Genomic DNA, 548 nt, shown 5'->3' on the forward strand with positions numbered 1-548 from the left:
GTTCTATGATTTGCTGAATCGTTGAAATTATCAACATTATTGTTTTTTGAACCGGCAACCACAAGACCGCCCGAAAAAAATTTTTTGAACGATGAACCTTGCCTATCAACGTCTCATCCGTCAGTATTCAAATCAATTTTATCGGTTATAACGTTTATATAAGCGCCTGAATATTCGCCAAATGTGTATGGTTGCACTCCTGGCGAAGGTGGTTGATTTTCGAGTCATAATAGACCTACACGCAATGGCCCACCCATTTCGCCGGATTTTGAAAATGATTTAGAAACGGACGCAAGGGATTTGATCGTCATGTCATCGTATTTGAAAGGATTAACCGATCTAACATTCATCAGGCGCGTTGTTAATGTTGGCGTAGAAATTGCCTTCAAACCGGCAAGTCTGGAAACTCCGGCATCATCCAAAACATTTATTTTAAGGCCTGATGAAAAAATTTTCGCTGTTGATGGGAAGGTGATTTTGAAACTCTTTGTTTTGGCGTCAAGGACTGCCTGAGTCGTCAATAATCAACTTGTTCTGTTTAGATTTGG

Annotated in this window: 1 protein-coding gene; it reads right to left on the reverse strand. The window is 40.0% G+C overall.

What is annotated here, in order from left to right; all coding sequences use genetic code 11:
• Positions 1-224 precede the first annotated feature (224 nt).
• The gene (locus HL054_RS22220) at positions 225-521 is read right to left on the reverse strand and encodes a hypothetical protein (RefSeq protein WP_369141304.1); all 297 of its coding nucleotides are present in this window, start codon (positions 519-521) and stop codon (positions 225-227) included.
• Positions 522-548: the final 27 nt, after the last annotated feature.

It is taken from the genome of Modestobacter versicolor (assembly GCF_041028285.1).
Classification (GTDB): domain Bacteria; phylum Actinomycetota; class Actinomycetes; order Mycobacteriales; family Geodermatophilaceae; genus Modestobacter; species Modestobacter versicolor_A.